Source organism: Ruegeria sp. N4 (assembly GCF_056531425.1).
Map to the genome: position 1 here is coordinate 68,908 of NZ_JBQFLT010000014.1, position 20,885 is coordinate 89,792.

24 protein-coding genes and 1 pseudogene are annotated in these 20,885 nt (G+C 58.4%); 15 read left to right on the forward strand and 10 right to left on the reverse strand.

Annotation, left to right across the window (positions count from 1 at the left end; all coding sequences use genetic code 11):
* Positions 1-9 precede the first annotated feature (9 nt).
* The 3 genes and pseudogenes from trxA to ACR0LW_RS18460 all read left to right on the forward strand — a co-directional run.
* A pseudogene (gene trxA, locus ACR0LW_RS18450) lies at positions 10-348 on the forward strand (thioredoxin); the annotation flags it as partial.
* 75 nt (positions 349-423) lie between these two features.
* Positions 424-774, forward strand: a complete 351-nt coding sequence (locus ACR0LW_RS18455) for a Lin0512 family protein (protein ID WP_480883830.1) — start codon at positions 424-426, stop codon at positions 772-774.
* Positions 771-1,133 (forward strand): Lin0512 family protein, encoded by a 363-nt coding sequence (locus tag ACR0LW_RS18460; protein ID WP_480883832.1) that lies wholly within the window; start codon positions 771-773, stop codon positions 1,131-1,133. Before ACR0LW_RS18455 ends, ACR0LW_RS18460 begins: the two co-directional genes overlap by 4 nt.
* A 61-nt stretch (positions 1,134-1,194) precedes the next feature.
* Here ACR0LW_RS18460 and ACR0LW_RS18465 read toward each other — a convergent pair whose 3' ends face one another.
* Positions 1,195-1,389, reverse strand: coding sequence for a DUF1127 domain-containing protein (locus tag ACR0LW_RS18465; RefSeq protein WP_170453333.1), 195 nt, complete (start codon positions 1,387-1,389; stop codon positions 1,195-1,197).
* 197 nt (positions 1,390-1,586) lie between these two features.
* Here ACR0LW_RS18465 and hslV point away from each other — a divergent pair, with 197 nt between their 5' ends.
* The gene (gene hslV, locus ACR0LW_RS18470) at positions 1,587-2,144 is read left to right on the forward strand and encodes an ATP-dependent protease subunit HslV (RefSeq protein WP_170453334.1); all 558 of its coding nucleotides are present in this window, start codon (positions 1,587-1,589) and stop codon (positions 2,142-2,144) included.
* Here the strand turns inward: hslV and ACR0LW_RS18475 are convergent.
* Complete coding sequence (locus ACR0LW_RS18475; protein ID WP_480883834.1) at positions 2,136-3,377, reverse strand: MFS transporter; 1,242 nt, start codon at positions 3,375-3,377, stop codon at positions 2,136-2,138. The genes hslV and ACR0LW_RS18475 overlap by 9 nt on opposite strands.
* 105 nt (positions 3,378-3,482) lie before the next feature.
* Positions 3,483-3,881, reverse strand: a complete 399-nt coding sequence (locus ACR0LW_RS18480) for a DM13 domain-containing protein (protein WP_480883836.1) — start codon at positions 3,879-3,881, stop codon at positions 3,483-3,485.
* Positions 3,882-4,084: 203 nt separating this feature from the next.
* Between ACR0LW_RS18480 and hslU the strand changes: the two genes are divergently transcribed.
* The 3 genes from hslU (at position 4,085) to ACR0LW_RS18495 (ending at position 7,806) form a co-directional block, all read left to right on the forward strand.
* Complete coding sequence (gene hslU / locus ACR0LW_RS18485) at positions 4,085-5,392, forward strand: ATP-dependent protease ATPase subunit HslU (RefSeq protein WP_170453337.1); 1,308 nt, start codon at positions 4,085-4,087, stop codon at positions 5,390-5,392.
* Between the two features lie 96 nt (positions 5,393-5,488).
* Positions 5,489-6,589: an alpha/beta hydrolase gene (locus ACR0LW_RS18490; protein WP_480883838.1), complete on the forward strand. Its 1,101-nt coding sequence runs from the start codon at positions 5,489-5,491 to the stop codon at positions 6,587-6,589.
* Positions 6,586-7,806, forward strand: coding sequence for an MFS transporter (locus ACR0LW_RS18495; RefSeq protein WP_480883840.1), 1,221 nt, complete (start codon positions 6,586-6,588; stop codon positions 7,804-7,806). Before ACR0LW_RS18490 ends, ACR0LW_RS18495 begins: the two co-directional genes overlap by 4 nt.
* Here the strand turns inward: ACR0LW_RS18495 and ACR0LW_RS18500 are convergent.
* Genes ACR0LW_RS18500 through ACR0LW_RS18510 form a run of 3 tightly spaced genes read right to left on the reverse strand, consistent with a single transcriptional unit; the run spans position 7,803 to position 10,086 of the window.
* On the reverse strand, positions 7,803-8,390 hold the full coding sequence (locus ACR0LW_RS18500) for a Smr/MutS family protein (RefSeq protein ID WP_480883842.1): 588 nt from the start codon (positions 8,388-8,390) through the stop codon (positions 7,803-7,805). The two genes, ACR0LW_RS18495 and ACR0LW_RS18500, sit on opposite strands and share 4 nt — an antisense overlap.
* Positions 8,390-9,430 carry a murein transglycosylase A gene (mltA, locus tag ACR0LW_RS18505; protein WP_480883844.1) on the reverse strand — a complete coding sequence of 347 codons (1,041 nt, stop codon included), beginning with the start codon at positions 9,428-9,430 and terminating at the stop codon, positions 8,390-8,392. The genes ACR0LW_RS18500 and mltA overlap by 1 nt, the downstream gene beginning before the upstream one ends.
* Positions 9,427-10,086, reverse strand: coding sequence for a Tim44/TimA family putative adaptor protein (locus ACR0LW_RS18510; RefSeq protein WP_170453342.1), 660 nt, complete (start codon positions 10,084-10,086; stop codon positions 9,427-9,429). The genes mltA and ACR0LW_RS18510 overlap by 4 nt, the downstream gene beginning before the upstream one ends.
* A 108-nt stretch (positions 10,087-10,194) precedes the next feature.
* Here ACR0LW_RS18510 and ACR0LW_RS18515 point away from each other — a divergent pair, with 108 nt between their 5' ends.
* The gene (locus tag ACR0LW_RS18515; RefSeq protein WP_480626471.1) at positions 10,195-10,695 is read left to right on the forward strand and encodes an FxsA family protein; all 501 of its coding nucleotides are present in this window, start codon (positions 10,195-10,197) and stop codon (positions 10,693-10,695) included.
* Between the two features lie 54 nt (positions 10,696-10,749).
* Positions 10,750-11,250 (forward strand): protein-export chaperone SecB, encoded by a 501-nt coding sequence (gene secB, locus ACR0LW_RS18520; RefSeq protein WP_170453344.1) that lies wholly within the window; start codon positions 10,750-10,752, stop codon positions 11,248-11,250.
* Between the two features lie 24 nt (positions 11,251-11,274).
* Here secB and dnaQ read toward each other — a convergent pair whose 3' ends face one another.
* The 4 genes from dnaQ to ACR0LW_RS18540 are packed head-to-tail and all read right to left on the reverse strand — an operon-like array spanning position 11,275 to position 14,009.
* Positions 11,275-11,997, reverse strand: a complete 723-nt coding sequence (gene dnaQ, locus ACR0LW_RS18525) for a DNA polymerase III subunit epsilon (RefSeq protein ID WP_480883848.1) — start codon at positions 11,995-11,997, stop codon at positions 11,275-11,277.
* Positions 11,990-12,583 (reverse strand): dephospho-CoA kinase, encoded by a 594-nt coding sequence (gene coaE, locus ACR0LW_RS18530; RefSeq protein ID WP_480883850.1) that lies wholly within the window; start codon positions 12,581-12,583, stop codon positions 11,990-11,992. The genes dnaQ and coaE overlap by 8 nt, the downstream gene beginning before the upstream one ends.
* Entirely contained in the window at positions 12,580-13,413 is an 834-nt protein-coding gene (locus ACR0LW_RS18535; protein ID WP_480883852.1) for a shikimate dehydrogenase, read from the reverse strand. The genes coaE and ACR0LW_RS18535 overlap by 4 nt, the downstream gene beginning before the upstream one ends.
* Entirely contained in the window at positions 13,410-14,009 is a 600-nt protein-coding gene (locus ACR0LW_RS18540; protein ID WP_480883854.1) for a Maf family protein, read from the reverse strand. The genes ACR0LW_RS18535 and ACR0LW_RS18540 overlap by 4 nt, the downstream gene beginning before the upstream one ends.
* 404 nt (positions 14,010-14,413) lie before the next feature.
* On the opposite strand from ACR0LW_RS18540, the gene ACR0LW_RS18545 reads away from it, so the two are divergent.
* The 6 genes from ACR0LW_RS18545 to ACR0LW_RS18570 all read left to right on the forward strand — a co-directional run bounded on the left by ACR0LW_RS18545 (position 14,414) and on the right by ACR0LW_RS18570 (position 20,868).
* Entirely contained in the window at positions 14,414-14,863 is a 450-nt protein-coding gene (locus tag ACR0LW_RS18545) for a CopD family protein (protein WP_480780826.1), read from the forward strand.
* A gap of 122 nt (positions 14,864-14,985) precedes the next feature.
* Complete coding sequence (gene rho, locus ACR0LW_RS18550; RefSeq protein ID WP_170520887.1) at positions 14,986-16,257, forward strand: transcription termination factor Rho; 1,272 nt, start codon at positions 14,986-14,988, stop codon at positions 16,255-16,257.
* Between the two features lie 30 nt (positions 16,258-16,287).
* Positions 16,288-17,574, forward strand: coding sequence for a tRNA uridine-5-carboxymethylaminomethyl(34) synthesis GTPase MnmE (mnmE, locus tag ACR0LW_RS18555; RefSeq protein WP_480883857.1), 1,287 nt, complete (start codon positions 16,288-16,290; stop codon positions 17,572-17,574).
* A 12-nt stretch (positions 17,575-17,586) separates the two neighbouring features.
* Positions 17,587-19,455 carry a tRNA uridine-5-carboxymethylaminomethyl(34) synthesis enzyme MnmG gene (gene mnmG / locus ACR0LW_RS18560; protein WP_480883859.1) on the forward strand — a complete coding sequence of 623 codons (1,869 nt, stop codon included), beginning with the start codon at positions 17,587-17,589 and terminating at the stop codon, positions 19,453-19,455.
* The gene (rsmG, locus tag ACR0LW_RS18565; protein ID WP_480883861.1) at positions 19,452-20,072 is read left to right on the forward strand and encodes a 16S rRNA (guanine(527)-N(7))-methyltransferase RsmG; all 621 of its coding nucleotides are present in this window, start codon (positions 19,452-19,454) and stop codon (positions 20,070-20,072) included. Before mnmG ends, rsmG begins: the two co-directional genes overlap by 4 nt.
* On the forward strand, positions 20,065-20,868 hold the full coding sequence (locus tag ACR0LW_RS18570; protein ID WP_170453354.1) for an AAA family ATPase: 804 nt from the start codon (positions 20,065-20,067) through the stop codon (positions 20,866-20,868). Before rsmG ends, ACR0LW_RS18570 begins: the two co-directional genes overlap by 8 nt.
* The last annotated feature ends 17 nt before the right edge of the window (positions 20,869-20,885 follow it).

Consider the following 20,885-nt stretch of genomic DNA (forward strand, 5'->3'; position numbering starts at 1 on the left):
GAGTTTACCCCATTCAGGAGACAGAATATGTCGACCGTTGCCGTTACCGACGATACCTTTGATGCCGAAGTCAAGAACTCGGCTGTTCCCGTAGTTGTGGACTTTTGGGCCGAATGGTGCGGCCCCTGCAAACAGATCGGCCCCGCGCTGGAAGAACTGGCTGCCGAATATGGCGACAAGGTGAAAATCGCCAAGGTGGACGTGGACAGCAACCCCAACGCCGCCGCCGCCATGGGCGTCCGTGGCATCCCGGCGCTGTTCATCTTCAAGGACGGTCAGGTCGTTTCGAACCGCGCGGGCGCGGCACCGAAGGCGGCGCTGCAAAGCTGGATCGAAGAATCCATCTGATCCGGTTGGGATTGATGAAAGATCAAAGGCGCCTGCAACCGGGCGCCTTTTTTATTGAGAAACCGGAGGGGGCAGATGGCCAGAACACGGGTATTGGTGGAATTCGGCATGGGCACATCGCTGCGCCGGATGGATTATACCGAAGCAGCACTGCGCGCGATCAAGGATGCGTTGTGGCATAACTCGATCAACATGGCCGAGCTGTTCGGCTTTCCGAAAGAGGCGATGATCATCGATGTCGAGATCGGGGTGCAACAGCCCGATCAGGTGGATACCAGCAAACTGGTCGAGGTATTTCCCTATGGCTCACCCAGTGTCACCGTCACCAAGGGCGGTCTGGACATCGACAAGCCCGGCGGCACCGGTCGCACGGTCATTGCCAATGCCGCGCTTGCGGTTTCGTTCGACATGGAGGCGGTGCAATGAGCGAACAGCGCATCATTCTGGAAATGGGGATGGGCAATGACCTCTATGGTCAGGACTATACCAAGGCCGCGCGGCGTGCGGTGCAGGACGCTCTGCATCACTCCTCGATCACGCTGTTCTCGAATCTTGGCGTCGATCACGGCGATATGCGGGTGCAGGTGACAATCGGCGTGCAAAACCCCGATCAGGTCGATTGTGCCCAGGTGGCGGCCGACCTTCCGCGCGGACAGGCCGAAGTACATGCGGTGCTGGGCGGGCAGGACGTGGTGGATCAGGCGGCTGGCACCCGACACATCGTGGCAACGGCTGCAATCGAGGCATTTGTGCCGTCTCAGGTCGGTAAATACGCTTTGAAATGACAAAGAAAAAGCCGCTCGGGGATCCGGGCGGCTGTTCCGATTTGACGATCCGGTCGATGGATCAGAGCTTCGCGATATCCGCGCGAACCAGACCGATATCTTCCAGCTGTGTGTCGCTCAGTTCCGACAGAAGCTTGCGGGTCTTACGGCTCTCGTTCCATTCGACAACGGTTTCGAAAGCGTTGGTGAACGCGTCCACTACGTGCAGGATGGTAGCTGCTCCGAGCGGCGCATGAATATTTGCAGTGGTTGCCATGTGCGCAGTCCTTTGATGTGAAACAGCCGACCCGTTGTCGGTTGTGAGGCCCATGTAGGGTCTTCATCTGAGACTCACAATTGCTGGTTTGGCAGTCCTGATTTGCATTTACTGCATATCTTTTGGGCAGTTTCACAACGGGTTGCGCCGATCCCGCGCCCGGCCCATATATAACGCCGACAAGAACGGAGGCTTTCATGGCAGACAGCGATTTTCCCGGTTGGCATGGCACAACGATCATTGGCGTCAAAAAAGGCGGGCAGGTCGTCATTGCCGGGGACGGGCAGGTCAGCCTGGGTCAGACCGTGATCAAAGGCACCGCCCGCAAGGTGCGCCGCTTGACACCGGGCGGGTTCGAAGTGGTCGCCGGCTTTGCCGGTTCGACTGCCGATGCGTTTACGCTGCTGGAACGTCTGGAGGCCAAGCTTGAGGCTACGCCCGGCCAACTGGCCCGCGCCTCGGTCGAGCTGGCCAAGGACTGGCGCACCGACAAATACCTGCAAAAGCTAGAGGCGATGCTGATCGTCACCGACGGCAAGGACCTGCTTGTGATCACCGGGGCAGGGGACGTGCTGGAGCCCGAGCATAACGTGGCCGCAATTGGATCGGGCGGAAACTTCGCCTTGGCCGCAGCCCGCGCGATGATGGACAGCGACAAAGAGGCCGAGCAGGTGGCGCGTGAGGCGATGGCGATTGCCGCCGATATTTGCGTCTATACCAACGGCAATCTGACGGTTGAGACCATTTCAGGCTAACAGCGCCTTGATCTCTTTCCCTTTCCAGCGGCGGTGCATTCCGATCAGGCCGAAGATCGCGGCGATGACGACGATGTAGTAGGGCACGCGGATGTCGATGCTCATCAATCCGCCGCCGATCAGGGACATGATGCCACCCGCCAGACAGAAAACGGCGGTGGTCACGCCCATGACCCAACCTTGATCCGCCTCGCTGACGCTGGATGAGAACAGCCCCAGCAGGGTCGGGTAGGCGACGCCGAACAGGAAATAGAACAGGAAAACCGGCACATAGCTGAGTACTCCGCTGGGGCTGAAGGCAAATGCCAGCCCGCAGATCACCATGGCGATCAGCGACGTGTAGATGATCGAATGCTTGCTGAACCTCTCTTGCGCGGGTTTGACGAGGAAGGTGCTGGAGAACGCCAGCGCGACGCCGATCACCACCATGGCCATGCTGCCCCCGATCACGCCATAGCCAAAGCGGCTGGTCAGGAAATTGTCGACAAAGACATAGAAGGTCACGTTGGCGATCATGAAGAATGAATAGACCGGCAGGATTTTCAGAACCATCGGATGACCGCGCACGGCAATCAGACTGTCGGTGATGTCGCGCGGGCGGAAGACAAAGGGTTCGCGGTCGGTGCGGGTGTCCTTGAAGAATGTCGTCACGAGGAAGATGGCGACCAGCACCAGAACGAAGGCCCCGTAGAATGGGGTTTTCAGGGTGGCATAACTGCCCAGCAGGGCGGCATCGGACAGGATCGCTCCGATAATCGGGCCACCGACAAGCCCAAAGCTGACACCGGTCACGATATAGCCCATGTTGCGGTCGCGGTCGGCGGCATCGGTGCTGCCATCTATCATCGCCGCCTGCGCGATAGGTTGGTTGCCCGCCGTGAACCCGGTGATCGAGCGCCCGATGATCAGCATCAGCAGGCTGTTCATATACAGCGCAGCGATGGTCAGCGCATAACCGACCAACGCGCCACCCAGACAGACCAACAACGCATTCTTGCGCCCGATGGAATCCGAGACTTTCGAGACGTAAACGACCCCAAGAAACCAGGACAGAAAGAAACACCCGATTACGAGGCCATAGTAGAAATGCCTGCGGCCTTCGGGGGTGCTGTCGGGCAGGAAGCCGGATTTGGTTTCCATGATCAGGGAATTGATGATCGGAAAGACCAGCCCTTGCCCGATCAGGTCGACAAACACCACGAACAGCAAGGTGATCTTGGCAATCTTGGTCATAAAAACGCCCTCGGTTCCAATACCTTGGGGCGAGTGTAACAGACAGTTGTCCTGTTACCTAACCGAGTGTCAGAGGTCGGTTGGCCCGACCTCTGACCAGAGTGGTTACTTCAGCGCTGCAACGCCCAGCGGTACACCGGCAACCTCGCACCAGATGTAGACTTCGTTGTAGCCCGACACATCCATGGTCGGCGGTACGGCGTAGGATTGCTTGCCGGTCAGGTTCAGCAGCGCGCCCAGCTTGCTGTCGGGGGCGTAGGTGCCGTCTTTACCAAAGGCCACGCGCGGGTCGGGGCCACCATCCAGCGAGAAGTCGTCGCCCAGCTCAACGATGTAACGGTCGCCATCCTTGACCAGTTTCACCGAACCGCTTGTGATGTGGTTCGAACGGCCTTCGAAATTGCCTTTCTTTTTGGCGCCGCCGGCCAGGGCAGTGGTGGTGCCGGCCAGGGTCAGGGCCGCGCCGGTGGCTGCAGCTTTCACAAAAAGCGAACGACGAGTCATCATGATGAGGTATCTCCATAAGATTGACGCGGGCTGGCTTGCCCGTCGCGCATGGTTATGCCGCAGCCCATGCCGGTATGGCGATTCACATCACCACGAAAATCCGTGTGCTTTCTGTGAGTTGGCGTGATGTTTTCGTGATCGGCTTGTGTTTTCGCCCGGTATGATTAGGTTCCGCTGCGAAACAAACGGATAGAACGCATATGACCGACCTGACCCCGCGCGAGATCGTCTCGGAACTGGACCGCTTTATCATCGGGCAGAAAGACGCCAAACGCGCCGTGGCCGTGGCGCTGCGCAACCGCTGGCGGCGCAAGCAACTGGCCGACGATATCCGGGATGAGGTCTATCCAAAGAACATCCTGATGATCGGCCCCACCGGCGTCGGCAAGACCGAGATCAGCCGCCGTCTGGCCAAACTGGCCCGCGCGCCCTTCATCAAGGTCGAGGCCACCAAGTTCACCGAAGTCGGTTATGTCGGTCGCGACGTCGAACAGATCGTGCGCGATCTGGCCGATGCGGCCATTGTCCAGACCCGAGAATACATGCGCGAGGATGTAAAGGCCCGTGCCCATGAGGCCGCCGAGGATCGCGTCATCACCGCCATTGCAGGCGAAGACGCCCGTGAAGGCACGCGTGAGATGTTCCGCAAGAAGCTGAAAGCGGGCGAGCTGGACGATACGGTGATCGAGCTGGAATTGTCCGATACCTCGAACCCGATGCCCATGCTGGACATTCCCGGCCAGCCAAGTGGCCAGATGGGGATGATGAATCTGGGTGACATTTTCGGCAAGGCCTTTGGCGGGCGCACTGTCAGAAAGCGCATGACCGTGGCCGAAAGCTATGACGCGCTGATCGGGGAAGAGGCAGACAAGCTGCTGGACGATGAAACCGTCACCAAGACTGCGCTGGACTCGGTCGAACAGAACGGCATCGTGTTTCTGGATGAAATCGACAAGGTCTGTGCCCGCTCGGACGCGCGCGGCGGCGATGTCAGCCGTGAAGGGGTGCAGCGCGACCTGCTGCCTCTGATCGAAGGCACCACTGTCAGCACCAAACATGGCCCGGTGAAAACCGACCATATCCTGTTCATCGCGTCAGGCGCGTTCCACATTGCCAAGCCGTCAGATCTGCTGCCCGAATTGCAGGGCCGTCTGCCGATCCGCGTCGAGCTGCGCGCCCTGACCGAAGAGGATTTTGTTCGCATCCTGACCGAAACCGACAACGCGCTGACCCGCCAATACACCGCCCTGATGGGCACCGAAGAGGTCACGGTCAGCTTTACCGAAGACGGGATCGCGGCACTGGCGCGGATTGCGGCGGATGTGAACCAAAGCGTCGAAAACATCGGCGCGCGGCGGCTTTACACGGTGATGGAGCGGGTGTTCGAAGAGCTTTCGTTCAACGCACCGGATCAGGCCGGGGCCGAGATCACCGTGAACGCACAATTCGTGGAAGACAATCTGGGCGAGTTGACCAGGTCCACCGACCTCAGCCGTTACGTTCTGTAACAGGTTCAGCCGAAACTTGCCGTCGCACAGGCGGCATGTTGCTGGACGTGGGGCCAGAATTCGATAGCTTAGCGCCAAACGTTCCGGGGGCAGGTCGTGTTGCGCTATTTCATCTTATTGTTTCTATCCCTGTCTCTGGGGGCCTGCGTCGACAGGACGATATCGGAAATCGTTCCGACCGCGCTGTCGGTTGGCACGCCCAAGACCGTCTTTGCCAGCACGACCCGCGCGCGTGAACCTGACGGATCCTTTGGGTTCCGGCGCGGCGAGTCTCTGCAATTTCTTGAGACCACCGTGTCCATCCCGCCCTCGCATACGCCCGGCAGCCTGAAATTCTCTTACGCCAACCCGAACCCGCAAAAGGAGTTTGTACTGGCGGAAGTCGAGCAGCTGAACGGCGCCCAAGGGTTGCGGCAGCATCTGCGGGGTCAGGATGATGTGACGATCTTTGTCCACGGCTATAACTCGACCCAGACCGAGACCATTTTTCGCGCGGCTCAGCTGTCTCATGACATTGGCATTCCCGGAACGACGCTGGTCTATTCCTGGCCCAGCCGGGCGACCGGCTATGGTTATGCATATGATCTGGACAGCATGTTGTTTGCCCGCGACGGATTGGAACAGACCATTCGCGAGTTGAAGTCCATGGGGGTCAAACGCGTGATCCTGCTGGCGCATTCCATGGGCAGCGCCTTGTCGATGGAGATGATGCGACAGGCCGAACTTCAGGAACCCGGCTGGTCGAAACGCAACCTTGATGGGGTTGTCCTGATCTCACCCGATCTGGATGTGGATCTGTTCCGCTCGCAGATGAGCCGGATCGCGACCCCGCCGGACCCGTTCATCGTGATGGTGTCGCAGAAGGACAAGATCCTGAATGTCTCGGCCCGGCTGCGCGGCACGGCCGAGGGCGAACGGCTGGGCAATATCAGTTCGATCGAGACTTTGCAGGAGTTTCCGATCAACGTGATCGACACGACCGCCTTTAACAGCGATGCGCAATCTTCGCATTTTGTGGCCGCGACCTCGCCGGCGCTGTTGGCCATTCTCAGTTCGCTGCGACGGGTCAGCAACACGTTCGGGCCGGATGAGAGGCCGGGCATCGATATTCTGGTTCCGCCCAGCGAGCGCAATCCAACAGGCGCGACCGAGATTGTTCTGACCGAAACCGGACAGGCCGAGGTGTCGACCCCGTGACGCGGTTCAGCCTGCGTCAGTTTCTTTTCGACAACGCATCCTGGCTTGGCACGGGATTATTGCTGACCTTCCTGTCCAGCTTTGGGCAGACTTTCTTCATTTCGATCTTCGCAGGGGAAATCCGGGCGGATTACGGGCTAAGCCACGGGGCCTGGGGCGGGCTTTATTCGCTGGGTACGCTGGTGGCGGCAGGCGTGATGATCTGGGCCGGGGGGCTGACCGACATCTTCCGCGTGCGGGCACTGGGCCCGGTTGTTCTGGCAGGTCTGGCCTTGGCCGCGATGGCGATGGCGCTGAACAGCTGGATCGTTCTGTTGCCGCTGGTTGTCTTTTTCCTGCGCCTGTTCGGGCAGGGGATGAGCGTCCATCTGGCGCAGGTAGCGATGGCGCGTTGGTTCACCGCATCGCGGGGCAAAGCCCTGTCCATCGCCTCGCTGGGCTATTCGATTGGCGAGTCGCTGCTGCCTTTGACCTTTGTCGCAGCGATGGCGTTTTTGGACTGGCGCTGGCTTTGGGTCATTGCGGCGGGTCTGATCCTGCTGGGCATCCCGGTCCTGATCCGCTTGCTGCGTCAGGAACGAACGCCCCAAGCCCTTGCGGACGAATACGCGGCAATCGGCATGCAGGGGCGTCACTGGACCCGACATGAGGCGCTGTTTCATCCGCTGTTCTGGTGCATGGCCCCGGCAATTCTGGGGCCGTCAGCGTTCATCACCGCCTTCTTCTTCCATCAGGTACATCTGGCCGAGGTCAAGGACTGGCCTCATATCCAGCTGGTTGCCTTGTTTCCGATATTCACCGGGGTTTCCATCCTGGCCATGTTTGCGGCGGGCTGGGCATTGGACAAATGGGGCACCGCGCGGATCATGCCGTTTTATCAGATCCCCATGGCCATCGGATTTGGTGTGTTGGCCTATTCGGACACCATCGGCAATGCTCTGATCGGATTGATCTTTCTGGGCATCACCGCAGGGGCACATAACACCCTGCCCAGCGCCTTCTGGGCCGAGTTCTACGGCACCCGGCATATCGGCGCGATCAAGGCATTGGCGACGGCGCTGATGGTTCTGGGATCCGCCATCGGCCCGGTTCTGACCGGCGTGCTGATCGACCTTGGTGTTTCGCTCAGCGCGCAATTTCTGTGGGTCGCCGGATTTTTCCTGCTGGTCTGCGCGCTGATCTGGCTGGGCATTCACCGTGCCAAGGCCGATTTCTAACGACTGCGCCGTAGATAGACATAATATGCCCCATCCCCGCCATGGCTGATATGGGCGGGCGTCACCTGCATCACCGCCTGCGCCAGCGGAGGGATCGACAGCCAATGCGGCACCTGATTGCGCAGTACGCCACGTGGTGTGGGGATCGGACCGGGCTCATCGCGATCTTTGCCCTTACCGGTGATCACCAGCACCAGCCGCTTTCCCTGCGCCTGCGCGGTCAGCACGAAGCGCACAAGCGCTGGATGCGCCGTATCGATCCGCATGCCATGCAAGTCCAGCTTGCCCTCGGGCTTCAACTTGCCGCGCTTCATGCGACCGAACGCCTTGGTGTCCATCTGCACCGGCGCAGACCGCAGCGTTTCCGTGATCGACGGCTTCAGCGCGTTCCCGGACGGCTTGCCCTGATGGCTCTGACCCAGTTCAAAGGCCTCGATCCGCGGTTTCGGCAGTTTCTTGGGCGTTGGTTTCGGCAAGGTCGTCGGGTGCACGGTCTGAGGGATCTCGGGGTGCAGCCGCTCAGCCTGCTTGGCGACCTTGCGCCACAGATCGATCTCTTCACTGGTCAGTTTGCGCCGGGTCATCAGAATTCATCCGGCAACAGGGCGTAGGCGCGTTGGATCGGCAGCAGCACAACCATGCGGCCGGGATCCTTCAACCGCCCAGCCGCCTGACCTGCATCATCCCCGGTTCCAAAGAAAATGTCGGCCCGCTGCGCGCCTTTGATCGCCGCGCCGGTGTCCTGCGCGATCATCAATCGGCGCAGCGGGGCCTTCCCGTCTTTTTCCACCCAGACAGGGGCACCGAGCGGCGTATAGGCCGGATCGGCGGCGATACTGCGCATGGTGGTGATGGATCGATTCATGGCCCCCAGCGGCCCCAGTTCGGGCGCGACGCGGCTGACTTCGCGGAAGAACACGTAAGATGGGTTATGAAACAGCAATTCTGCCCCGGCTTCGGGGTTCTTGCGCACCCAGGCGCGGATCATCTGAGCGCTGACCTCATGCGAGCCCAAAATCCCGCGCCGGACCAATTCCACGCCAATCGACCGGTAGGGATGACCATTCGCGCCGCCGTATCCAACACGCAATGCACCACCATCCGGCAGACGAACCCGGCCCGAGCCCTGAATTTGCAGAAAGAACAGCTCGACCGGATCATCGACCCAGGCGATCTCAAGCCCGCGCCCCTGCATCACATCGCCGGTCAGGATGTCCCTGCGGCTCAGCCACGGCCCCTCGGCCCGCGCTTCGGGGGGTATCTTGTAGATCGGGTATTTGAAACGATCGGTGCGGGTTTTCGATCCGTCCAGTTCGGGCTCGAAATACCCGGTGAACAGCGCATCTTCGCCGTCTTCCACCAGAACCGGGCGAAAGAACAGTTCAAAGAACGCCCGGGCGGCATCCGGCTCATAGGTCCGGGCCACGCCACATAGCGCGCGCCAGTCGGGGTCTTTCAGATCGCCGCAGGTGTTGAGAAAAACGGAAAGGGCCGTGCCGTGGTCATCCTCGGCCCAGCCCTGCAGATCGTCAAACGACAGGATAGATCGTGTCGCCTCGGCTCCGGCGGCGCTGGCGGTGGTCATGACGCCCACCAGTAAAAGCGACCGGAGCGTGGCAATCATGCGTCCGTGGCAACAAGCAGCCAGTTCGGATCGTCCTTGCCCATCACACGGGCAAAGGTCCAGCTGTCCTTTTGGCGTTTCACGGTGTTCGGGTTGCCCTCGATGATGTCACCCCCGCGATCGCGCACGACCGAGGTCAGCTCACCAATGAATTTCATGGTGATCTCGGCCTCATTGGTGTCCTTATCGAAGGACACATCCGCAAGCGTGGTTTCGCGCACACCGATGAACTCGGCCTCGATGGTCAGGCCCTGATCTTCGCGGGCCGCGACAACCGAGACGAAGGTGTCAAACACATCTTCCGCCAGGAAGGGCTGGATTTCGTCCAGATTGCCCTTTTCGAACCCCATCACGATCATCTCATAAGCACCGCGCGCGCCCTGAACAAACTCGCTGACGGAAAAGCTGGGCTCGACCCGCTTCATCGCAGCAAGGGTTTGCGCCTGTTCGCTGTCTTCGGGGACGTGGTCGGTGATGTCATGATCGGGGCCACCTTCGATCACCTCGAAATCACGACGGGATGCGCCCGTATCGGGCTGATGCGGAACAGGAGGTTTCTCGAAACCTTCACGCGAACCCAATACGCTTTTCAAGCGCAGGATCAGGAAAATGGCAATTCCGGCCAGGACCAGCAACTGGATCATGGGTTCGTTCATTTCATCCTCTTTTCAGAACCGAGACTTTGTGTACGCGGCCTCCTGCCACTATGTAGGTGACAGTTGGTGGCAAGTCCACAGCCCGGCCATATGGAAAGGATAACGCAAATGTATCTGTTCTTGGCATTTTTGTTGGTTCCGATCATCGAAATCGCCCTGTTTATTCAAGTGGGTGGTCTGATCGGCCTATGGCCAACGCTGGGAATTGTAGTCCTGACAGCGGTTTTGGGCACTGTTTTGGTGCGGACACAAGGTCGCATGGCGCTGGGACAGTTGCAGCAATCCTTTGCCAAGCTGGACGACCCGACCGAGCCTTTGGCCCATGGGGCCATGATCCTGTTGTCCGGCGCATTGCTGCTGACACCCGGATTTTTCACCGATGCCATTGGTTTTGCCCTGCTTATTCCGGGCGTTCGGGTGGCCGTGTTCCGGTATCTGAAATCCAAAGTCAAAGTCACCCAGTTCCAGATGGGCACGGGTGCCGGGTTTCAGGCCGGGCGCAGCCCCTTCGATCAGGGCGATGTGATTGACGGAGAATTTACCGAGGTGCGCCCCCGGAAAGAGCCCTCGAAGCCTTCAAAATGGGTCGAAGGCCCGCCCCAGCATTGAGGTACCGCCCTCAAGTTGCTAAGCAGTGTCGAATTTCATTTTTGGAGTAGATCCATGGCCGAAGAAAACGCTGCAGAAAACACTGCGGCCCAAGCTGCCCCGCAGGTTCAGATGCGTGTTCTGGGACAGTTCATCCGTGACATGTCCTTTGAAAACGTCATGGCGCAAAAAGGCGTGTCGGGTGACGTACAGCCCGAGATTCAGGTTCAGGTTAACCTGGACGCGAAGAAGCGCCCGACCGAGCATCAGTACGAGGTTTCGGTCAAGCTGAAGCTGACCTCGAAAGCCAAGGGCATGGACGATGTTCTGTTCCTGTGCGAACTGGACTATTGCGGCCTGTTCCACGTGGAAGGCGTGCCAGAGGATCAGATCCATCCGTTCCTGATGATCGAGTGCCCCCGGATGCTGTTCCCGTTCCTGCGCCGCATCGTCAGCGACATCACCCGCGACGGTGGCTTCCCGCCGGTGAACCTGGACAATATCGATTTCGTGGCGCTCTATCGCAACGAATTGATGCGTCGTCAGGCCGCGCAGGCCGAAAAGACCGACGCCTAAGGGTTTGACCCGTGCCTGACCGGTTCAGGCGCGGGTCCACAGGGCGCTGTCGCCCAGTTTTTCAACAAAAGCCTCATGCGCTGCGCGTTCCTCATCGGTGATCCGAGGGGGCAGGGCCGTTGCGCGTGGCGTCGGACGCCAGTCATCCGCACCACCTGCACCTGATGCAGCCGAGGTGGACAGGCCAAAATCAGGCTGCCGACCGCCGATCAGTTCCAGATAGACCTCGGCCAGAATTTCCGAGTCGAGCAACGCCCCGTGCAGCACCCGATTGGTATTGTCGATGTTGAACCGGCGGCACAGCGCGTCCAATGACGCGGGTGAGCCTGGAAACCGTTTGCGCGCTATGGCCAGCGTATCCAGCGCCTGATCCATGGGAATCTGCGGCAGATTCATCCATCTGAGTTCCGCATTCAGGAATTTCATATCGAAGGATGCGTTGTGGATCACCAGTTTTGAATCCCTGATGAAATCCAGGAAGCCTTGCCCGATCTTGGCAAAAACGGGCTTGTCTTTCAGCGTCACCTCACCCTTTTCGGGCGGGCGCGGGGTGTCCAGCAGGTCGGGGCCAATTCCATGCACACCAAACGCCTCTTCGGGCATCGACCGTTCGGGGTTGATATAGACGTGATAGGTCTCACCCGTGGCCACATGGTTCCACAGCTCTACCGCGCCAATTTCGACAATCCGGTCGCCGCTTTCAGGATCAAAGCCTGTGGTTTCGGTATCGAGTACAATCTCACGCATCTGCCAACCCCGCCCGTATCTGCCTGACCACATCCTGCACCTGCGCGCGCGCGTGGTCCAGAGTGTCGGTCACGATCACATAATCCGACCGGGCGCATTTTTCGTCATTTGGCATTTGTTTGGCTCTGATCTGCTCAAACTGCGCCTCGGTCATCGTGCCGCGCGCCATGACGCGGCGCTTTTGTTCTTCGGCCGGGATCGAAACACAGGCGACCGCGTCCATTGCCGCATCTCCGCCGGTTTCGAACATTAGGGGGATGTCGAACACCAGAATGTCTACCGTTGCGCCTTCGCGAAAAGCCGCCCGGTCCGCCGCGACCAACGGGTGGACAATTGCCTCAATGGCTTTCAGCGCGGACCCGTCCTGTGAAATGATCTGTTTCAACGCCTCCCGGCTGACCGATCCGTCGATGATGGCGTCAGGATAGGCCGCACCCATCGGCGCAACAGCCGCGCCGCCCGGCGCATAAAGCCGATGCACGGCCGCATCCGCGTCCCACAGCGCGCAGCCTTCATCGACAAACATCTGCGCCGTGGTGCTTTTCCCCATACCAATCGAGCCGGTCAGGCCAAGCGCAAAGCTCATGCCAATGCCGCCGCGCGGGTGTCGGCGTCAACCTCGGGGCGGACACCGAACCAACGTTCGAACCCAGGAACGGCCTGATGCAGCAACATGCCTAGGCCATCGACCGTGGTACATCCGGCCTCTTCTGCTGTTTTCAGAAGGTTGGTCTTTAGCGGCGCATAGACCAGATCGGTCACCACCGCACCGGGCTGCAATCCGTCCAATGGCACCCTCAACTCTGGCTGACCCTGCATGCCCAGCGAGGTCGTGTTTACCACGAGCTCGGCATTTTCCACGACATTTCCGGCCTGAACCCAATCGACCACGGTGATACGCTGGCCGAATTCCTCTTTCAGATGGTCCGCCCGCGTGCGGGTGCGGTTGGTCAGCAGAATCTCGGGCACACCAGCATCGGCCAAGGCCTGCAGAACCGCGCGCGCCGCCCCCCCGGCCCCAAACACCACGGCTGGCCCGTCCTGAGCGTTCCAGTCCGGTGCCCCGCTGCGCAGGTTCTCCATGAACCCGTACCCATCGGTGTTGTCGGCATGGATCGCGCCATCCTCGCGGAACACCAGCGTATTCGCGGCCCCGATCACCGTTGCCCGGTCAGAGACATGATCGGCAATCCGTAAAGCGGCTTCTTTATGGGGCACGGTCACATTCGCGCCCACAAACCCGGCCATGGGCAGGGTTCGCAACACGGTCTCAAGATCCGCAGGGGCCACGTCCATCGGAATGTAATGCCCGGACAAGCCATAAGTCTTCAGCCAATGCCCATGCAGCTTGGGCGACCGGGAATGCCCGATCGGATGCCCGATCACCCCGGCCAGAGGTACCCGATAGTCCGTCATAGATCGATCACCCCTTTGACAGCCAGATAGTTGAGCAGTTCCAACAAGGGCATACCCAAAACGTTAAAATAGTCGCCGTCAATGGTTGCAAACAGGCGCACACCTTCTTCTTCCAGCTTGTAGCCCCCGACCGAGTGGCGAATGCTGTCCCAGTTCCGGTCGATGTAATCACGCAGATAGGTATCGGAACTCATCCGCATCCGCAGGCGGACCTGTCCTATATGCCGCCAGATCGGCTCACCATCCTGATAGATCACAGCTGCCGACAACAGCATATGCCGCTTGCCACGCATCGCCTTGAGCTGCGCAAACGCGTCCTCGGGCGTTTTCGGTTTCGACAGCAACTGGCCCTCGAAATCCAGCACCTGATCGCAACCCAGCACCATCGCGCCGGGGGACTTGTCGCTGATCTTGCGCGCCTTCATCTCGGCCAGCGCATCTGCGATGTCGCGGGGCGAGGCCTCTTCAGCCAGCAGTGCGCGCTTTATGGTATCCTCATCCACGCGCGCCACCTGCACGGTGAAAGGCACGCCTGCATTTTCCAGCAGCTGCGCGCGAATGCTTGAGCCCGAGGCCAGGATGATGGGGACAGACATGTGGACAACCCCGTGTGCAAATCGTTGAGCGTTCTTGGACGCTTTGTATGGTTTTCCGATTGACACGCAAGCCCGGGAAATCTGCTCGAAACTTCCCCGAGTCGCCCGAACGCTGTCCATCCGGTACAAGGATAACTCGGAACCAAGGGATAACTGAATCCCCCACAGATATTCAGGCAGTTATCCCCAGAAGGCGCAAGATGATATAGTGATAAGTGTCTGTTATTTAATATCTATTTCTGAAACTCACAAAATCGGCCTGCGTCTCGTCAAAACTGTCCACCTGGGGAAAACCAAGGGGCAAAAAAGTAATCCACGGAAATTACGCACCCTACAAAACCATCTTCCTTTCTTCTTTCTTATTTTTTTATTAGGGAGAGTTCCGAGCAACGACCGGAGCCGGAATGACTGATCTGCTTTTCACGATCTACCCATGGGTGAAGGCACTGCATATCATGGCCGTGATCTCATGGATGGCTGGCCTGTTCTATTTGCCCCGATTGTTCGTCTATCACGTTGAAAAGGCGCAGGCTGTCGATGGCGCGCAGGAGATCTTCTTTGAAATGGAAGAAAAGCTGCTGCGCGTGATCATGCGTCCCGCGATGATCGTCGCCTGGGCGTGTGGCCTGATCATGGTGTTCACGCCGGGCATCGTCGGATGGGATTTTACCTGGCCCTGGCTGAAAGGGGCAGCCGTGATCGGGATGACCTGGTTCCATCACTGGCTGATGGCGCGGCGCAAGGACTTCGTTGAGGGACAAAATACGCTCACAGGGCGGCAGTATCGCATGATGAACGAGGTTCCGACCGTTTTGATGGTAATCATCGTCCTGGCGGTCGTTCTGAAGTTCTGAGGCACCGTTTGACTCTGCTTAAGTAAGCGCTTATCTAAGCCGTAACACGCCCGTCCGGGCGGCGTATCTTCCGTACTGAAATTCCACTTCGTGCCGCGCTGTCAGCGGTGAAGGTATTTATCATGTCCACTGACTCCCTGAATCTGGCCGACCTGAAGGCCAAAAGCCCCAAAGACCTTCTGGCGATGGCCGAAGAGCTGGAAATCGAAAACGCCTCGACCATGCGCAAGGGCGAGATGATGTTCCAGATCCTGCGCGAACGCGCGGATGAGGGCTGGACCGTTGGCGGCGATGGTGTGCTTGAGGTTCTGCAGGACGGCTTCGGCTTCTTGCGCTCGCCCGAGGCGAACTATCTGCCGGGTCCCGATGACATCTATGTCTCGCCCGACATGATCCGCCTGCATTCGCTGCGCACCGGCGACACCGTTGAAGGCGAAATCAAAGCGCCTGATGATAGCGAGCGGTATTTTGCGCTGACCAAGGTCACCAAAATCAACTTTGAAGACCCCGAAAAGGCCAAGCACAAAATCCTGTTCGACAACCTGACGCCGCTCTACCCAGATGAGCGGCTGAAGATGGAGATCGAAGACCCGACCATCAAGGACAAATCGGCCCGCGTGATCGATCTGGTCTCGCCCATCGGCAAGGGTCAGCGGTCGCTGATCGTGGCCCCGCCGCGGACCGGTAAGACAGTGATCCTGCAGAACATCGCCCATTCCATCGAACAGAACCACCCGGAGTGCTATCTGATCGTCCTGCTGATTGACGAACGCCCCGAAGAGGTGACGGACATGCAGCGCTCGGTGAAGGGTGAGGTTGTATCCTCGACCTTTGACGAACCGGCGACCCGTCACGTGGCCGTGTCCGAGATGGTGATCGAAAAAGCTAAGCGTCTGGTCGAACACAAACGAGATGTTGTTATTCTTCTCGACTCAATCACAAGACTTGGTAGGGCGTTCAACACCGTGGTGCCATCCTCAGGTAAGGTTCTGACCGGCGGTGTGGACGCAAACGCCCTGCAACGGCCCAAGCGGTTCTTTGGCGCGGCACGGAACATCGAAGAGGGTGGCTCGCTGACCATCATCGCCACGGCGCTGATCGACACTGGCAGCCGGATGGACGAGGTGATCTTCGAAGAATTCAAAGGCACCGGTAACTCGGAAATCGTCCTGGACCGCAAGATTGCCGACAAACGCGTGTTCCCGGCGATCGACATCCTCAAGTCCGGTACAAGGAAAGAGGACCTGCTGGTCGACAAGGGCGATCTGGCCAAGACCTTCGTTCTGCGTCGTATCCTCAACCCGATGGGCACGACCGACGCGATCGAGTTCCTGTTGTCCAAGTTGAAACAGACCAAGACAAACGGCGAGTTCTTCGATTCGATGAACACCTGACACAGGTCTTAACCCACGCGAGGCCTTCGAATGGATACGATATTCGCCTTGGCCAGCGCGCAAGGCAAAGCAGGGGTGGCGGTCATCCGCCTCTCTGGCCCTGTCGCCCGTACCGCTGCGGAAAAGATAACCGGTGGCCCTCTTCCGCCACGGGGTATGAACCTGCGCACCCTGCGGGACGCAGATGGCGCGCGTTTGGATGATGGGCTGATCCTGACCTTTCAGGCCCCGGCCAGCTTTACTGGTGAAGACGTCGCCGAGTTGCAAATCCACGGCAGTACCGCCGCCGTCAATGCTGTGATGCGATGCCTGTCTGAGACTGACGGGCTGCGTCTGGCCGAACCCGGAGAATTCACCCGTCGCGCCCTTGAAAACGGCAAGATGGACTTGACTCAGGTCGAGGGTCTGGCAGACCTGATCGACGCCGAAACCGAAGCGCAACGCAAACAGGCACAGACGATTCTGGCCGGAGAGTTGGGTAATCTGGCCGAACGCTGGCGGCGCGATCTGATCCGGGCTGCATCCCTGTTGGAGGCTGTGATTGATTTCGCCGATGAAGAGGTTCCCACCGATGTGACCCCGGAAGTCCGGCAGTTGATCTTAGGCGTGAGCACAGAGTTGCAACGCGAAGCAGACAGTGTTCGGATCGCAGAACGCATACGAACCGGGTTCGAAGTTGCCATTGTAGGCCTGCCCAATGCAGGCAAGTCCACTCTGTTGAACGCTTTGGCCGGGCGCGAGGCTGCAATCACGTCGGAATATGCGGGTACAACGCGGGATGTGATCGAAGTGCGCATGGATCTGGCCGGGCTGCCGGTCACTCTGTTGGATACAGCCGGGTTGCGCGACACCGAAGATCATGTCGAAAACCTGGGTATTGCGCTGGCGAAGAAGCGCGCGGAAGCAGCTGACTTGCGTGTTTTCCTCACCGACGATCCATCAGAGCTTGGCGTCGAAATGCGGTCCGGTGACATTCAGGTCAGGCCGAAAGCGGATCTTCAGCAAGGTGGTACGCTCGGTGTCTCGGGTAAAACCGGGCAAGGGATAGATGAGCTGATTTCCAACATATCGTGTGTTCTAAGTGAACGAACCACTAGCCATGGTATAGCTACCCGTGAACGGCACAGGATTGCGCTGATCAACGCCAAAGAGGCGTTGACCGTTACCATGTCGGTTCTGGAATCAGGCCCGGACCTGTATGATATTACAGCAGAAGAACTGCGCACCGCGATCCGCGCGCTTGAGGTTTTGGTCGGCAGAATTGGGGTCGAAGATTTGTTGGACGAAATCTTCTCAAGCTTCTGTCTTGGAAAATAAGGAGTGTTTCACGTGAAACATTCGGACTTCGATGTTGTAGTCATAGGCGCCGGCCATGCCGGAACCGAAGCCGCTCACGCCGCAGCCCGTATGGGAGCGGCGACAGCACTGGTCACGTTGTCCGCATCAGACATCGGGGTCATGTCCTGCAACCCGGCCATTGGTGGGTTGGGGAAGGGCCACCTTGTGCGCGAAATCGATGCGCTGGATGGCGTTATGGGTCGAGTCGCGGATCAGGCGGGTATCCAGTTTCGTCTTTTGAACCGCCGCAAAGGCCCGGCGGTGCAAGGGCCCAGAACCCAAGCCGACCGCGCCCTGTACCGCGCGGCGATGCAGAAAGAGACAGAACGCCAGAGCAATCTGTCAGTCATTGTCGGTGAAGTGATCGATTTTCTGATGGATGGGGAGCGCGTGGCCGGAGTGAAACTTGGCGACGGTTCAGAGGTCAAAGCGCGCGCTGTCATCCTTACATCCGGCACCTTCCTGCGCGGCGTTATTCATATCGGTGACGTGTCCAAGCCTGGAGGCCGCATGGGCGACCGCCCCTCTGTCAAACTGGCAGAGCGGCTGGACAGCTACAACCTGCAGGCCGGACGCCTGAAAACAGGTACGCCACCTCGGCTGAACGGGCGAACCATCGACTGGACTGGGTTAGAACGGCAGGACGGGGATGATGAGCCAACCCTGTTTTCGTTCTTGTCGACTTCGGTTGTCGCGCCCCAAATCTCTTGCGGAATCACACATACAAACGCGCGGACCCATGAGATTATTGAGAAAAACCTAAGTAAATCGGCAATGTATGGCGGTCATATCGACGGTGTTGGACCTCGGTATTGCCCGTCAATCGAAGATAAGATTGTTCGGTTCGCGGATAAGGACTCGCATCAGATCTTCCTGGAACCGGAAGGCGTGAATGATCATACAATCTACCCCAACGGAATCTCAACCTCGCTGCCGCAAGACGTGCAGCTGGACTATGTCCGGTCGATCAAGGGGTTGGAACAGGCCGAGATTCTTCAGCCTGGATATGCGATTGAATATGATTACGTCGATCCGCGTGTGCTGACGGCAAGACTGTCTCTGCCGGATGTTCCCGGCCTATATCTTGCGGGTCAGATCAATGGAACTACAGGATATGAGGAGGCGGCAGCCCAAGGCATGGTCGCGGGCCTCAACGCGGCATTGGACGTGCAGGGCAAAGATCCGCTGCACTTCACGCGGGCTGACAGCTATATCGGCGTCATGATTGATGATCTGACGACCCGAGGGGTGGCTGAGCCGTACCGTATGTTCACCTCACGCGCCGAGTTTAGGCTGTCTCTGCGGGCGGACAATGCGGACCAACGCTTGACCCCGCTGGGGGTGCAGACTGGATGTGTTGGTCAGGAACGCCGTGCCCATTTTGAAGCCAAAATGGACAAGCTAGATGGCGCTAAGTCACTGCTGACCCAGCAGACATACACCCCAAAACAGGTCAGAGAGGCTGGAATCAACGTCAATCAGGACGGAAATCGCCGGGATGGGATGGCGATTCTGGCGTTTCCAGACGTCTCTTTTGAAGATATGTTGCCGCTCATTCCTCAGTTGACCTCGGTGGAACCTGATATCCGGCTTCAGATTGCGCGGGATGCGCTGTATGCGAATTACATCGCACGACAGAAGCGCGACGTCGAAGCCATGAAGCGCGATGAATCCTATGTTATTCCGCGCGAATTCGATTTCTTTTCGCTCGATGGGTTGTCATCAGAGATGAAACAGAAACTCTCGCAAGCCAAACCAGCAAATATCGCCCAAGCCAGCAGGGTTGAAGGCGTGACTCCGGCGGCTTTGACACTGGTGCTGGCCAAGTTGCGTCGGGACGAAAAAGCGCGAAAAGCATGACTCTGGACCATTCAAAACTCGATGCGCTCGATGTTTCACGTGAAACATTCGAGCGGCTGAGCCTCTATGTTGACCTGGTGAAGCGCTGGAATCCAAGGATCAACCTGGTATCGCGAAACAGCCTGAATGACATCTGGAAACGGCACATTTTGGATTCAGTTCAGGTTTTCCGGTGCGCTGAACCCTTTGAAAACTGGGCTGATCTAGGTAGCGGTGGCGGTTTTCCCGGGATGGTCTGTGCGATCATTGCTGTGGAAGAGGCGCCGAACGCTCATTTTCAGTTTGTCGAAAGCGATCAAAGGAAATCTGCTTTTCTGCGGAATGTTGCGCGGGAATGCGGGGTTTCCTGCCAGGTGATCTCCAAAAGGATCGAAGCGATTGATCCATTGGGTGCTGACATCCTATCAGCCCGGGCCCTGGCGGACTTGAATACGCTTTTGTCATTTTGTGACAGGCATTTAAGCGAATCCGGCACGGCCTTGTTGCCGAAAGGCGCGAACTGGAAAAAAGAACTGGCCGAGGCACAGGAAGAATGGAAATTCGAAGCCGAGCCGATTACAAGTTTAACAGAACCCCAGGCTGTCATCCTTAAGATCAAAGGAGTATCACGTGGTTGATCTGTCTCGTCCTTCCGGGCCCCGGATAATTGCGGTTGCCAATCAGAAGGGCGGAGTTGGAAAGACAACCACGGCGATCAATCTGGCAGCAGGGTTGGCCGAGGCCGGATGCCGCGTTTTGGTGGTTGATTTGGATCCTCAGGGTAATGCTTCAACCGGGCTGGGTGTCGAAGATCGGGATTGGACCACCTACGACCTCATTCTTGACGATGCGCCCTTGGAAGCGGTTGTGCAAGAGACCGAGATTGATGGGCTGTTTGTCGTTCCGGCCACAGTTGACCTGAGTTCCGCCGATATCGAACTGATTTCCAACGAAAAACGCAGCTATTTGTTGCATGATGCGCTGCGTCAAACCTCGATCGACAGTTTTGAGCTAGATTTCGTTCTGATCGACTGTCCCCCATCCCTGAATTTGTTGACTGTGAACGCCATGGTTGCCGCCCATTCGGTGCTGGTTCCATTGCAAAGCGAGTTCTTCGCGCTGGAAGGTCTGTCGCAGCTTATGCTGACGATCAGAGAGGTTCGGCAAACCGCGAATCCGGACCTGAGAATCGAAGGTGTTGTGTTGACCATGTATGACAACCGCAACAACTTGTCTCGTCAGGTCGAAAAAGATGCGCGTGACAATCTGGGAGAGATGGTTTTTAAAACCAAGATACCGCGGAATGTCCGGGTCAGTGAGGCCCCGTCTTATGCGTTGCCTGTTTTGCAATATGATTCAGGTTCGCTTGGGGCGATGGCGTATCGGCATCTGGCCCGCGAAGTCATGCACAAGAACAATAAAGTCGCCGCTTAAGCGGCAGTGAGGAGGGC

Coding starts and splice junctions, on each gene's coding strand:
- rho (WP_170520887.1), top strand. CDS start 14,986: ATGTCCACTGACTCCCTGAATCTGGCCGACCTGAAGGCCAAAAGCCCC.
- ACR0LW_RS18460 (WP_480883832.1), top strand. CDS start 771: ATGAGCGAACAGCGCATCATTCTGGAAATGGGGATGGGCAATGACCTC.
- mltA (WP_480883844.1), bottom strand. CDS start 9,430: ATGATTGCCACGCTCCGGTCGCTTTTACTGGTGGGCGTCATGACCACC.
- hslV (WP_170453334.1), top strand. CDS start 1,587: ATGGCAGACAGCGATTTTCCCGGTTGGCATGGCACAACGATCATTGGC.
- ACR0LW_RS18515 (WP_480626471.1), top strand. CDS start 10,195: ATGTATCTGTTCTTGGCATTTTTGTTGGTTCCGATCATCGAAATCGCC.
- ACR0LW_RS18540 (WP_480883854.1), bottom strand. CDS start 14,009: ATGTCTGTCCCCATCATCCTGGCCTCGGGCTCAAGCATTCGCGCGCAG.
- ACR0LW_RS18480 (WP_480883836.1), bottom strand. CDS start 3,881: ATGACTCGTCGTTCGCTTTTTGTGAAAGCTGCAGCCACCGGCGCGGCC.
- ACR0LW_RS18475 (WP_480883834.1), bottom strand. CDS start 3,377: ATGACCAAGATTGCCAAGATCACCTTGCTGTTCGTGGTGTTTGTCGAC.
- ACR0LW_RS18535 (WP_480883852.1), bottom strand. CDS start 13,413: ATGACGGACTATCGGGTACCTCTGGCCGGGGTGATCGGGCATCCGATC.
- ACR0LW_RS18455 (WP_480883830.1), top strand. CDS start 424: ATGGCCAGAACACGGGTATTGGTGGAATTCGGCATGGGCACATCGCTG.
- ACR0LW_RS18465 (WP_170453333.1), bottom strand. CDS start 1,389: ATGGCAACCACTGCAAATATTCATGCGCCGCTCGGAGCAGCTACCATC.
- secB (WP_170453344.1), top strand. CDS start 10,750: ATGGCCGAAGAAAACGCTGCAGAAAACACTGCGGCCCAAGCTGCCCCG.
- hslU (WP_170453337.1), top strand. CDS start 4,085: ATGACCGACCTGACCCCGCGCGAGATCGTCTCGGAACTGGACCGCTTT.
- ACR0LW_RS18545 (WP_480780826.1), top strand. CDS start 14,414: ATGACTGATCTGCTTTTCACGATCTACCCATGGGTGAAGGCACTGCAT.
- rsmG (WP_480883861.1), top strand. CDS start 19,452: ATGACTCTGGACCATTCAAAACTCGATGCGCTCGATGTTTCACGTGAA.
- ACR0LW_RS18500 (WP_480883842.1), bottom strand. CDS start 8,390: ATGACCCGGCGCAAACTGACCAGTGAAGAGATCGATCTGTGGCGCAAG.
- ACR0LW_RS18510 (WP_170453342.1), bottom strand. CDS start 10,086: ATGAACGAACCCATGATCCAGTTGCTGGTCCTGGCCGGAATTGCCATT.
- mnmE (WP_480883857.1), top strand. CDS start 16,288: ATGGATACGATATTCGCCTTGGCCAGCGCGCAAGGCAAAGCAGGGGTG.
- coaE (WP_480883850.1), bottom strand. CDS start 12,583: ATGAGCTTTGCGCTTGGCCTGACCGGCTCGATTGGTATGGGGAAAAGC.
- dnaQ (WP_480883848.1), bottom strand. CDS start 11,997: ATGCGTGAGATTGTACTCGATACCGAAACCACAGGCTTTGATCCTGAA.